Origin of the sequence: Coprobacter tertius, assembly GCF_024330105.1 — a bacterium.
Lineage (GTDB): Bacteria > Bacteroidota > Bacteroidia > Bacteroidales > Coprobacteraceae > Coprobacter > Coprobacter tertius.
The window spans coordinates 1-12,404 of sequence record NZ_JANDHW010000014.1; the positions used below are offsets into that span (position 1 = coordinate 1).

Genomic DNA, 12,404 nt, shown 5'->3' on the forward strand with positions numbered 1-12,404 from the left:
GGGAAGAGTTTATAAAGGCGGTTTACAAACAGGGAGTGAAAATGCAACCCAAGTTCAAAGGAAATAGCAAGGAAATACAGGGTGTATCCTTCGAGAGGAACGGTTATACCTTTAAGGGGTCGCAGATCGATAGGAAATTCAGTTTCGCCAATCTCGATAAACTAATTAAAAGGAATGCAGAAACAAATGCGACCCGAAGAGTCCCGGTAAATTATACTTCTCCCGGTACTCTTATTCAACAGACTCGGTACGAGACCCGATATACCCCGCCACCTGTGGAAAATATCGTCCAAACTTTCTCGAATCTGCTCGACGGATTTTTCGAGACTTATTACAGCCCTGCGCCGGATGATTCTCTAATTAGGGATATGGAGTGGAGAGTGAGGAAGAAAAAGAAGAAAAGTGTAAAGTTGTAATATATTAAAAGTAAAACATTATTAATCAGACAAAATACTTTAATGCAAACAGATATAGTATTAAATCTTATTTAATTGTTTGCACCAATCTTGAAAATATAAGATTAGTCGATCTACATCATTTTTATCAGGAATGACTCCATTATGAGCTATGATATTTCTAACTCTTTCAAGTTCTTCAAATCTCAATTCTATAAATTTTAGATCAGCAACTAAAGATGTAAACAAATCCTCATATTTTCTTATAATTTTCAACAGATCGCTCCAATCCAAATAAAATAATGGAGAAGTACCCCGCTGACATATCCATTTGAGTTTTTGCTCTCGAGATATACGTTCTTCAACTTTTTTCTTGAAATCTGCATTCTTAATTTTATTCCACCAGTCATCTCCGTAATTCTCTGAAAATATTTTTGCGACAAATCTCCTTGCAGAATTTTCAAAACAAAAAATAATTAAATATAATTCTGCCATTTTATGAGCATTATCTATATCTATATTATCTAAAAAAGGTGTGTTATTTAAAGAAACTTGTAGACTAATCTTAGTTTCATCTTCAAATAAATAATTAAATGTTTTATCTAACTCTTCCAGTATAGCCCGATTAAGCTTATAATTACCATTTTCCCCTTTTGTTATCCTCTTATCTATTTTAAGATGCCCAGATAAACGAGTCCTATTATATTCTGGTAAATGAGCTTGTTTTAAATAATTATTTATCTCAGTTATCGAAATAGAAGTTTTTTCTGATATTTTTTGATGATACCAAATAATTAGAATTACAGAATCTATCTTTTTCTTCTGAAAAGCAATTCTACTAACTTGGCAAAAATCATTAAATTGTATTTTCGTCATTACCTTCTTTTTTCTTTGTCTTTCTAGTTGAACGTGATGAAGTCCCTAACTTCCATTTATCTTCAATTTCAGAATTCATTATTTCTAATAAAAATTCTTTAGCAGCATCTCTTCCGGGAGCTTTCAATTCTACTTTATCATCTTTAACACCAACTAAATTATTATTTACTAACCAATAGCGCCAGTTAGAATCTTCTAAGCTCGCATCTCGCATGATATTCGTTAAATCAGATCTTAATATTTCTTCAGTACCTAATTTATACTGATAATACATAAACATTAATGTAAGTCTAATACCAGCATCTCTTTTAGATTTAGCCTTCAGTCTTGTTTCCTGTAATGTGATCTTACCATTACTTTTTCTAAATACTTGATTAAGCTGTTCCAATTCATCGTCAATAACTACAGCCATAATTTCTTCATCATCATTATTAATATGAGGAATAATTTCAGGGGAAGCAAGCTCTTTTTGTTTAAAAACAGCAACTTTATTAGGCAATTTATTATTAATTATTAACCCAACAGCTTCTCCGATACAGCCTCCTACAGTATCTGTAAATGAAGCTTTAAAAGATCGGGAATTCTTTGTTTCAGAAAATTCAATAGTGTTCATACTTGAACTATCACTTTCTTTCAAATATTTTCCACAATTGATACAAACTTTTGCTTTTTGTATTAAAGTTTCACCACACTCTTTACACCTAATTTGCATGGCACAGAATGGGCAGAAATTAGCATTATCTGGTATATTTTGTTTACAATAGATGCATTCCATAACGATTCCAACATTAGTTTATTATGCAAATATAAATAATTTATATAGATGAAAAGATATTTTTCTCATAAAAGATAGATTTTTAATCAATAGTTATACACATTATAAAATACTATAAATTTCAATGAATAAATTATAGCGGTTTTTGAAGTCTAAATAAAATATTAGCATCATGAATTAATAAAAAAATAAATATGAATAAGAACTATGTATAATATGAAATTAAAGAAATAAATTATTCTACCGTTATTAATTTATCTTTTAGATTATCATAAATTATTTTTAAATTAGAAATCTATTAATTAAAGCAAATTAACGCAATATGCATAGTTTTTACTTATTTACTGGATTAGATAAAATATATTCTATAAAATACTGATAAACAATTGTTTATAAATATATTTCAGTTTTTGGTGATACTACGAATAAATACTACAAAATTTTTCATAGTCATTAAAAATAACTATCTTTGTATCAGTATTCTCCATGAGCAAACTATCGCAAAAGCACGTAGCAAATTAGTGGGTTAAATCATGGGATATGCTTGAAGCTAAAAATATAAAGTTTTAAATATCAGCGTGGTAACTCTGTAAGGAGAATCCCAGGCGGATCACAAGTAAATTATCTAAGGCGCTTAAAATCAAGGTTTAAGCGCTTTTCTTTTTTTTCTGTTTATTGGCGCTACAAGTCTCCTCTTGGCTGCATATGTCTTTTCTGTATGCAAGTGACGTTGAAGTCCCTCAACTGGTGCGAACATGATTGTAAATTAATTACCGCCGGACAGTAATCGGATGGCTGAATATGCCTATCTTTGCAAGTAAATTGATTTATAATTGAATACATATATGAATTGTTATGAACATCCTATACAGCCTGCGGTAGCCCAATGTCCCGACTGTGGTAAAGGATTATGTGCCGATTGCGCTTCCACATACTCCGAACCTATCTGCAAAAAATGCAACGCAAAACGTATCAATTCCGAAAGAGTACAGATCATTACAGAAATGTTGCTGACGTATGGCGTGGGGATTTTACTTGGCGTATTGTTTGCCCGGTGCACAAACGAGGGGCTTTCCTTTCATCTCGTATATGCTATCGTATCGTATGGGATGCCTATTTATATTTTTTCAAGTATCGTTCCCGGCTGGAAAACATTGACGAGAATTACTCCGGCTGTTTTCCTGTTTATGCCGATTTTCGGCTGGGTGCTTTATTTTATCATAAAACTTGCGCTGTCACTCTGTCTCGGACTTGTGATGCTGCCGATAAGAACGGTTAGGAATATATACCGGTTGATAGCTTTGCATAAAATAAAAGCGTAACAGAATTTTCTTTCATCAATTATAAGTAACAAATAACATTAAATATGCCGATAAACTTCTTCAAACGGTACTCTGCACCTTTCACCCCAGATACCTTTATTTCCATCACGTATGCCACAAGGAATAGCCATATTTATTTCGGCACCATGAGGTAATTTAAGCGCTCTTTTCAAACGTCGGCTGTCCAAACCTTCTAAAGGACAAGTATCATACCCTTCGTTAGCCATGGCAATCATAAATGTCTGAGCAGCGAGTGCACATGATTTATGGGCAACCACACGCATATCATTTTCAGATACTTCAAGCATCATCGGGCGGAAAATACTGATCGCATTAGCCAACAATTTCCTGAACAATCCTAAAATTCCGAAGAATCTTGCATAAACAAATGGCATCAATATCCCATAATACAATTCTCTGTCTTTGATGCGTTTAGCCTGACGATCTTTCGAGCTGTATCGGAGAATGTTTTTCTTTTCGAAATCGAGTACATATCGCGCATGTTTTTTGTACCAATCCCGTCGCACAACAAAAACGACTATTTGAGAAGCCGTAGAAGCTGCTTTTTGATCGAGACAGGCTCTTGAAATTTTTTTCAACAATTCGGGCTGTGTAATATGGTAAAATTCCCATAACTGCATATCAGAACTATTAGGAGCCAATGTCGCTAACTCTAAACAATGTTTTACCTTTTCCTGATCTATTGGCTTCTCTTTATCATATAGCCGTACCGAACGGCGAAAATTGAGAATTTCATCTATATTCATAATTGCTACTTATTAAATAAATAATTCTTCTTGCCCTAATTAAATTCTTTATTTATTTGTTATTATATTATCGTTCAGATGTTGTATAACGGCCTTAGACATTTCTTTTGAACTGAACGGGTTTTGACCGGTAATCAATTTATCATCGACGACTACTTTCGAAGTCATCGGTACGAGTGCCTTTTCATAATCTGCTCCTCTCCCCTTCAACAAAGCCTCAAGATCGAAGGGCACTTCTTTTTTCCGTCGAGCAATACTCTCCTCAAACCAACTGAATCCGGTTATTTTTTTATTTCTAATTAAATATTCACCATCCGACAGTTTAACATTCAACAATCCACACACTCCATGACAAATAGCAGATACTATTCTATTACTTTCATATTGTTTTTTAATCATTTCCTGTAAAATAATATTATCCGGAAAATCGTACATTGCGCCATGTCCGCCAGCTAAATAAATACAGTCGAATTGTTGATCCGAAATATCATTCAAACTCTTTGCTTGCTTCAGTAAGTTTTTAAATTCTGAATTTTTCCAATATTCCTCCGAAAGCTTGTCTAAAACAAATGGTTTTAAACTTTCGGGATCGACAGGAGTACTTCCTCCTTTCGGATTAGCTATCGTTATTTTATATTTCTGTTCTTCGGCACTATGATAAATATGTGTTATTTCGCTAAGCCATAATCCGGTAGAAAGTTTTCCATTTGCAAAAATCCCCGTTCCGGTAACCACAATTAATATATTTGGATAAAGCATATTACTTACCTTTATTAATTCAAAATAAGAACATCTCCCTATAGCTATTGTTCTCAAGTAAATTATATTTTATCATATGAAATAACAAAAATGGTGTAAAACTTAAATAATGTAAGACTAATAATAGATATCAATTTCGAAAATATTTGTATTCGTTTGGTGATATACCTATTATTTTCTTAAAAATAAGACTGAAATACTGTACACTGGGATAGCCCAGTCGATGCGCTACCATAGCAGGAGTATTATCAGATTGCAATAACATTCGCTTAGCAATATCCAATCGTTTAAACTGAAAATATTCTTCAAATGTCTTTCCGGTTTCAAATTTCAAAAGATCATCGAAGTAAGCAACAGAAAGATTTAATTTTCGGGCATAAAATTCGAGTAAAGATGGCTTAACCGTATGAAATCCCTCAAAATCGATACATTCATCAAATAAATTTTCCAATCTTTCTAAGATTGCTTTATTCTTGTTTTCTCGAGTGATAAATTGCCGTTCGTAATATCGTGTACAATAATCGAGTAACAATTCGATGTGCCGAGATAAAATTGTGCTACTGTGCATGTCTATAGGATGATGCAGCTCATCCTCTATACTTTCAAAACAGCAAGTCACCGTAGCCGTTTCACGCTGCGAAAGGTGCAATGCCTCCTCCTTTGAATAAGAAAAAAAAGTATAGTTCTTGATGTGATTCTTCAATGATGTACGAAATAATAAATCAGGATGAAATGCCAATAGATATCCTTTGTCGGGAAGTGTATTTTCTTCGCTCATACAGAAAATTTCTCCAGGTGTCAGAAAGACCATAGTTGCATTAGAATAGTCATAATATTTACGACCGCAACAACAGAAATCGCCGGGATAAGATTCGATCAATAAAATAGCATAAAATTCAAATTTTACCGATTCCTGTTCCAAATTCGAACTCTCAAGATTGATGATGCTTACTTCAGGATGCAAAGTATCGCATCCTAAACATCTATTGCATTCACATACGTTCTTTATATCTAAAGTCGTTTCTTTCATCGTCTTATAAATTGTATTGCATACGATAATCTCCGGGTGTACATCCTACTCGTTTTTTAAATAGACGACAAAAATGTTGTGGATACTGAAACCCTAAAGAGTAAGCGATCTGACTAACGCTGTTTTCCGTATCCGAAATACGTTCCTTGGCAAGATCGATTACCTTAGCCTGAATATATTCTTGCGGAGTTTTCCCGGTTTCTTTTTTAAACATATCACCAAAATAGTTAGACGAAAGGCAAAGTTTATCGGCAAAATATTTCACTGTGGGCAATCCGTTATTTTCAGCAAGCGTTCCTTCGAAATACTCCTCCAACAAGTTCTCAAATCGGGTCAATACATCCCGGTTTGCCTTACTGCGAGTTGCGAATTGCCTTTCGTAAAAACGCATACAATAATTGAGTAGCAGCTCTATATTATTTACAATCAATGTTTTACTGTGCTTATCGATGGCATGTTCCAACTCCATACGAATAATTTTCAGCACATCTATTACAACACTTCTCTCCTCTTCTGACAGATGTAATGCTTCGTTGACTTCATAAGAAAAAAACGTATACTTTTTTATTGTTTTTCCGAGTTGGGTTCCTCGCAATAAGTCAGGATGAAAAAGGATACCGAGAACATTCATTTGCATTCGATCTGTTGTCAGAGTTGTTTCTATCGATTGTCCGGGTGAGAAACACACAACGGTCCCATCCTGATAATCGTAAATTTGACGGCCATATTTGATTTCGCAAACTTTCTCGAGTTTCAAATACAAAGCATAAACCCCATAATTCCAATGGGTATAATACATATATCGGGTAGCTTTGTTCAGGTCTATTACACTTACCAGTGGATGAAGAGTTTCTAAGCCATAGAGCTTGTTGTATAAATCTACACTGTCTAAATTAAGTACTTTATCCATCATCATAAAATTAAATCCGTTCTCTATTTCGCATCCATTTTCTATGAATTAAAATAACATAAATTCAATATGAAGTTATTTCTCATTCATATAAAGTATACCGATTACAAAAATAAAAGATTTATAATGTATAAATATTACCTCGATTACAGATTATATTACCCAATTTACAGATTTTATATATTGCTAAAACTATAAATTTCTTTTCCGAGATTTTTACTGTTTTATCTCAAACAATCAATAATTTTTTATTCGGTGTTGACAGCACAATTATTAATATCAAATGGTAAGTAGGCAAGAGAAGTTTATATAATATACATTATGTTTGATTAGACCAAATCACGGCATAGTTTATCCGTTTTCGATTAATATCCTAATTAACATTATTATAATGCACTACCTTGCATAGGTACGAAAAAAACAGAGGTATCCATATGTTCTAATTTCATCAATTCTACTTTTTTCGATACCCCCCCTGCATATCCTGTTAGGCTGCCACTACTACCTACTACCCGATGACAGGGAACAATAATACTGATAGGGTTATGCCCTACTGCTCCACCTACGGCCTGAGGAGACATATATTTTAGATTCTTCTGCCGTATTATTTCTTCAGAAATCTCCTTATAAGTTATGGTCTCCCCATAAGGTATTTTCTGTAATATTTCCCATACCATCATCCTGAATGGAGTACCGCTTAAATGAAGTGACGGCGTAAAACCCGGGCATTGCCCTTTAAAATAAATATCGAGCCATTCACAAGTTTGCTCGAATATAGGTAAAATTATTTCCTTATGTCGAGAATCCAAAGTATTAGCAAAGTATTTTTGTCCGTCGAACCACAATCCGGTCAGACTTTCGCCGTCACTGGCAATCGTTATTCCTCCTATCGGTGATGAATATTTATAAGTGAACTGCATATTAATATTCAGTTATTTTATCTTTCGGGAAAATGATAATATAAAGCATTATTCAAAGATAAATAATTTTCAGGAAAAATTTAAATTTCACGGATGATATATTATTTTTTACAAAAACAAACCTACTTCCCTACCCGCTTATTACATTTCTCTGTCTTAAAATAAAATATATACCTATCTAAAAATATCTAATATGAAAATCAGTTTCTGTCCCTCTATAAATCCCATTCCCATCTATAATTCTTAGAGAAAAAGAGTATGATAATATTTAATCTAAAATATATTTGTAAAATGTATGAGTGTTTTCATTATCTTTGAAAATGAACATTTTATATCTTTTACTTAATTTGGCTAATTAATAAGCCTAGCGGGGAATATACTATGACTATTACACTAAGAAATGACGTTAAAATCACCGATAGTAACGTCATAGAGCATTTTAAAAAAGGAAATGAGGATGTTTTCCGTTTTATTTTCGATAAATACTATGATTATCTGTGCCTGATAGCCGACAGCTATTTAAGGGATAGTTTTATATCAGAAACTATCGTTGGTGAAATCATTTATAATTTATGGGAAATAAGAGAGAATGTGGATATTAGATATTCTTTACGTTCATATTTAATACGAAGTGTAAAGAACCGTTGCATCAATTATCTTCAGCAAGAATATGTAAAGCGGGAAGTCAGTCTTAATCAGTACGAGGATAAAGCGGCTATAGAAGAACTTTTTTTTATCGAAAACAAGCATCCGCTGGAAAACTTATTAGAACAAGAATTAGAATATAAAATAAATGAAGTAATTAATAATCTGCCGACAGAATGCCGACAGGTTTTTAAAATGAGCCGTTTTGATAATATGAAGTACGAGGAAATTGCTGATACATTAAGTATATCTATAAATACAGTGAAGTATCATATGAAAAACGCACTGATGCAATTAAGGATAGAGCTAAGAGATTATCTCATGTTTATTCTCGTATTATTAACACTTATTTAATTATATTGTAACAAAATAGTAATATTAGACTGCCCCAAAATTGAAAACGCTTGTCTTATTTTATAGATATGGAGAAAAAAATAACAAATATAGATAGTTTAATTCTTTCTTTTTTAGAAAGAACCATTTCGTCTGACGAGTTACAAGTTTTGAGAAAATGGGTAAAAGCTTCTAATGAAAATGAAAAGTATTTTCGTCAATTTCAAGAATCTTGGTTACTTTCAAACGGCGCTTTCGCAAAAAAGCGTTTTCATAAAGAACAAGCCTATCAAAACTTTCTTGATCGTATTAAAAAGAGCGATATAAATGTAACTAAAAGGCCTATCGCTTTGCGAAAAATATTATATTATGCCGCATGCATAATACTGATTTTTGGAGCCGGTATCGGGTTACAATATGGGTTGCGAAATCATCAGAACGAAGAAGTAATGTCTTACAAGCTGGAATCTCCCAGAAAAGCGAAAGTAAAAATATCTTTGCCTGACGGTAGCGTGGTGTGGTTGAATGCGTCCTCGTCTTTATGTTATAATAACCAATTTGGAGTGAGTAATCGCGATTTGTCCTTGCAAGGAGAAGGATACTTTGAAATCAGTAAAAATCCTCAACTTCCTTTAATGGTAACATCAGGTAATGTAAAAGTAAAAGTATTAGGTACAAAATTTAATGTTCAGAATTATCAAGATGATGACGAAATTCGGGTAGCTCTTCAGGAAGGATCTATCGATTTTTCTGACAGTAGATATGAAAAATCAATTTTAATGAAACCCAATCAATTGATAATTTGCAATAAAAAAACGGGGGTTTTAACTTTAAAAGATATCAATACAGAATACACTAATTCTTGGATTCATGATGATGTTTTCTTTAATGAAGAAAAATTAGGTACAATCGCCAAAGTTTTAGAAAGAGCTTTTGACGTATCCATTCATTTTGAAAATGAGGGTTTAAAGAATCTGATATTTTATGGAGATCTTAAAATAGAGGCCGACAATATTATACAGATAATGGACATAATGTCTGCTACGAATAAATTTAATTACCGATATAATAGAGACAAAAAAGAAATTCTTATTTTTCATTAATACTTCTTTTTATCATTGACAATTTCCGATAAGGTATACATATCATATAACTATTGGTTGGTATAATGGTAATGCAGCAATATCTGACTTATATACATAAACACGACATCCATGAATATTCAACACCAATATTTAGTCAACTTTTGCTTTTTTTTTGCAATAATCTTTCATTCTTGGTCTCTTCATGCTAAAGAATATCTCATATTAGGTAGTGAACAGCAAGGATGGAAGGCATTAATCGATTCTCGAAACGGAACCCTTCAACAGTACGAACAACGCATAAACGATGTCTGGGAAGTTATTCCTTTCAGAAAAGATACATTGGCGGGGCCATCCTGGAAAGGAATAAACTTATCGCCTGTCGCCATCCAGCCCAATACTTTTGCGGCAGAAGTGGATGGCATTCGATATATGCTTCAATACCTGCCAATGACAGATCATTTGGTGGTAGAATGTAAACTTACCAATTTGAGAGAAAAAAACTATGAACCCGAATATTCACGCCTTATTCTTGGAATTGATTCAGAAATGAGAACATTTCCCGAATGGGATACCAAATTCTTCCCTACTTTACTACGTTGTGAAAAAAATTTTACATGGGGATACTTTATGTCTCCGAGACAAATTATACTGGCTATCGGTGTAGAAGAGCCTGTAGCCTGCTATACGATAAATTATGTCTATGAAGGTTTATTGAAATGGAAATGGGGGCATCAGGTAAAAACGGCAAGCTTAGATTTGTTGCATTGTTTACCATTACCGGAAAGACATCCTCAAAATATGTATCCGCTCAAACCGGGTGAAACTAAAAATTGGAATCTACATTTGGGAGGCATCGAGGAATTATCTGATGTAAAAAAAACATTATCTCAATGGATACAAACTCCCATGATCGAATGCGACAAATATACGATTACCGAAAAAGAAAAATGCCGTTTGTTAATTCACAGTCGATATCCACTTAAAAATCTTATTATAAAATCTCCGAATGATGTTTTGACAGAATTACCGGTCGATACGCTTTCAGAAAACCTTTATACAGCCTATTTTGTTCCACTTGGCCAAAATGGAATTTTTCAAATCTCAGCGACAGCTTTAAACGATAAAACAGCCGAAACAAATATCTATGTACGTAATTCATGGTCATGGTATATGAAAAATGCCCGTGACTTTGTAGCAAAGAATCCTCCGCTATTTTCAAATAGCTGTGAAACTTTCTACGGATATTATACCGCATTTCTCGGTGCCCGTCATTTTCCCGATGCCGTTAAAGATCAAATGTTAGAAGCTCGGTTTTGTCGCACCCTTCCTCTACTTATAGACACTTTAAGTGGTATTCCAAAAATAGAAGCGGCTCCGGACAGAATACAGAATTTTTCCTCCCTTATCGGTATGCTGGTAGATTTATGGGAAACAACAGAAAACCTGAGTTATCTTGAAAAAGCAGCTCAATTAGGCGATTATCTCTGTTCTGAAAAAATTCAGTCACATGATGGAGCTTACCGTTCTAAAGGGACGCATTATACAGCTGTAATATATCCTGCAAAATCTATGCTCGAACTGGTTAGAGCCGAAAAAAAATTTATCGGACAATCAAAATGGAAAGAACGTTACGACAGGCATAAAAAATCGGCATACAAAGCGATCGACGATTTGTTAATGAGGTTAGACGATATACAGACCGAAGGAGATATGACCTTCGAGGATGGAATGATAACTTGTAGTGCTTTGCAATTGGCATTGCGGGGCTTATTAGAAAAAAATACCCATAAACGGAAACAATATGCAGATGCTGCAATTTATCTGATGAATAAACATCGGTGTCTCGAGCAACTACTAATTCCCGATTGTCGCATGCGAGGTGCAACACTTCGCTTTTGGGAAGCGCTCGATATTTACTTCGTTCCCAATCAAATTATGAATTCTCCTCACGGATGGACAGCCTGGAAAATTTACGCCTCTTATTATCTATATTTACTGACGGGAAAAGTATATTATTTAACCGATTTCATGGATACTTTGGGAGCCTGTGCACAAATTATGGATTTGAACGGAAATTTACGTTGGGGCTTTGTTCCAGATCCTTATATAAAAGCTCAAGTCTGCTCTGAACGGAGGGATAAACGGCAGGATTGGTATCCGGTAGATTCTATTGTCGGAGAGCAATATCTGGATATGATTAGTCCTTGGCTGCGTCCGGATGATGAATATTCGGTTTGTTCTTTCGGAAAACGAGGAGGTTCCGGGGATAATACGGTACAGGAAATATTTAAAGCGATGGAAGAATGTACTCTTACTTCGGCTTATGTTGTCATAGACGAAAAAGGCAATATACAATGTTGGAATTGCTCGGCATGGAAAGATCAGGGAGTAATTCACATTGTACCCGATGAATCTATGATTACAGGGATACACCTGAATACATCCCGTAAAGTAAAAATTGAAACAAACTTAGCAGGAAAACATATTCGTAAAAATATCTTCCCCGGTATGCATTGGCTTGGGAATAAACCTTTATTAATCGAATAAAATATCAACTATATTAGGTAGTTTTTCACCTCTTTTCAAT

General features: G+C 33.9%; 11 protein-coding genes and 1 pseudogene. 5 read left to right on the forward strand and 7 right to left on the reverse strand.

Features of this window, described 5'->3' with window-relative positions; genetic code table 11:
- A pseudogene (locus tag NMU02_RS11735) lies at positions 1-416 on the forward strand (hypothetical protein); the annotation flags it as partial.
- Positions 417-476: 60 nt separating this feature from the next.
- On the opposite strand, the gene NMU02_RS11740 reads toward NMU02_RS11735, so the two are convergent.
- A complete protein-coding gene (locus NMU02_RS11740) occupies positions 477-1,271 on the reverse strand; it encodes a Swt1 family HEPN domain-containing protein (protein ID WP_255028118.1) in 795 nt (264 codons plus the stop codon).
- Positions 1,252-2,046, reverse strand: a complete 795-nt coding sequence (locus tag NMU02_RS11745; protein WP_255028120.1) for a zinc ribbon domain-containing protein — start codon at positions 2,044-2,046, stop codon at positions 1,252-1,254. The genes NMU02_RS11740 and NMU02_RS11745 overlap by 20 nt, the downstream gene beginning before the upstream one ends.
- 845 nt (positions 2,047-2,891) lie before the next feature.
- On the opposite strand from NMU02_RS11745, the gene NMU02_RS11750 reads away from it, so the two are divergent.
- Positions 2,892-3,368, forward strand: a complete 477-nt coding sequence (locus tag NMU02_RS11750) for a hypothetical protein (protein ID WP_255028121.1) — start codon at positions 2,892-2,894, stop codon at positions 3,366-3,368.
- Between the two features lie 38 nt (positions 3,369-3,406).
- On the opposite strand, the gene NMU02_RS11755 is transcribed toward NMU02_RS11750, so the two are convergent.
- The 5 genes from NMU02_RS11755 to NMU02_RS11775 form a co-directional block, all read right to left on the reverse strand.
- Positions 3,407-4,135 (reverse strand): nitroreductase family protein, encoded by a 729-nt coding sequence (locus tag NMU02_RS11755; protein WP_255028122.1) that lies wholly within the window; start codon positions 4,133-4,135, stop codon positions 3,407-3,409.
- A 48-nt stretch (positions 4,136-4,183) separates the two neighbouring features.
- Positions 4,184-4,894, reverse strand: coding sequence for a type 1 glutamine amidotransferase domain-containing protein (locus NMU02_RS11760; protein ID WP_255028123.1), 711 nt, complete (start codon positions 4,892-4,894; stop codon positions 4,184-4,186).
- Between the two features lie 130 nt (positions 4,895-5,024).
- Positions 5,025-5,924: a helix-turn-helix domain-containing protein gene (locus tag NMU02_RS11765; protein WP_255028124.1), complete on the reverse strand. Its 900-nt coding sequence runs from the start codon at positions 5,922-5,924 to the stop codon at positions 5,025-5,027.
- A 4-nt stretch (positions 5,925-5,928) separates the two neighbouring features.
- Positions 5,929-6,834: a helix-turn-helix domain-containing protein gene (locus NMU02_RS11770; RefSeq protein WP_255028190.1), complete on the reverse strand. Its 906-nt coding sequence runs from the start codon at positions 6,832-6,834 to the stop codon at positions 5,929-5,931.
- 386 nt (positions 6,835-7,220) lie between these two features.
- Complete coding sequence (locus NMU02_RS11775) at positions 7,221-7,754, reverse strand: methylated-DNA--[protein]-cysteine S-methyltransferase (protein WP_255028125.1); 534 nt, start codon at positions 7,752-7,754, stop codon at positions 7,221-7,223.
- A 381-nt stretch (positions 7,755-8,135) separates the two neighbouring features.
- Here NMU02_RS11775 and NMU02_RS11780 point away from each other — a divergent pair, with 381 nt between their 5' ends.
- The 3 genes from NMU02_RS11780 to NMU02_RS11790 all read left to right on the forward strand — a co-directional run bounded on the left by NMU02_RS11780 (position 8,136) and on the right by NMU02_RS11790 (position 12,364).
- Positions 8,136-8,753: an RNA polymerase sigma-70 factor gene (locus tag NMU02_RS11780; RefSeq protein ID WP_255028126.1), complete on the forward strand. Its 618-nt coding sequence runs from the start codon at positions 8,136-8,138 to the stop codon at positions 8,751-8,753.
- 68 nt (positions 8,754-8,821) lie between these two features.
- On the forward strand, positions 8,822-9,835 hold the full coding sequence (locus NMU02_RS11785; RefSeq protein ID WP_255028127.1) for a FecR family protein: 1,014 nt from the start codon (positions 8,822-8,824) through the stop codon (positions 9,833-9,835).
- Positions 9,836-9,946: 111 nt separating this feature from the next.
- Positions 9,947-12,364, forward strand: a complete 2,418-nt coding sequence (locus NMU02_RS11790; RefSeq protein WP_255028129.1) for a hypothetical protein — start codon at positions 9,947-9,949, stop codon at positions 12,362-12,364.
- Positions 12,365-12,404: the final 40 nt, after the last annotated feature.

Bases quoted from the DNA above. Each gene is read 5' to 3' on its own strand.
- NMU02_RS11790 (WP_255028129.1), top strand. From the start codon at position 9,947: ATGAATATTCAACACCAATATTTAGTCAACTTTTGCTTTTTTTTTGCA.
- NMU02_RS11785 (WP_255028127.1), top strand. From the start codon at position 8,822: ATGGAGAAAAAAATAACAAATATAGATAGTTTAATTCTTTCTTTTTTA.
- NMU02_RS11750 (WP_255028121.1), top strand. From the start codon at position 2,892: ATGAATTGTTATGAACATCCTATACAGCCTGCGGTAGCCCAATGTCCC.
- NMU02_RS11780 (WP_255028126.1), top strand. From the start codon at position 8,136: ATGACTATTACACTAAGAAATGACGTTAAAATCACCGATAGTAACGTC.
- NMU02_RS11755 (WP_255028122.1), bottom strand. From the start codon at position 4,135: ATGAATATAGATGAAATTCTCAATTTTCGCCGTTCGGTACGGCTATAT.
- NMU02_RS11775 (WP_255028125.1), bottom strand. From the start codon at position 7,754: ATGCAGTTCACTTATAAATATTCATCACCGATAGGAGGAATAACGATT.
- NMU02_RS11760 (WP_255028123.1), bottom strand. From the start codon at position 4,894: ATGCTTTATCCAAATATATTAATTGTGGTTACCGGAACGGGGATTTTT.
- NMU02_RS11770 (WP_255028190.1), bottom strand. From the start codon at position 6,834: ATGGATAAAGTACTTAATTTAGACAGTGTAGATTTATACAACAAGCTC.
- NMU02_RS11745 (WP_255028120.1), bottom strand. From the start codon at position 2,046: ATGGAATGCATCTATTGTAAACAAAATATACCAGATAATGCTAATTTC.
- NMU02_RS11765 (WP_255028124.1), bottom strand. From the start codon at position 5,924: ATGAAAGAAACGACTTTAGATATAAAGAACGTATGTGAATGCAATAGA.
- NMU02_RS11740 (WP_255028118.1), bottom strand. From the start codon at position 1,271: ATGACGAAAATACAATTTAATGATTTTTGCCAAGTTAGTAGAATTGCT.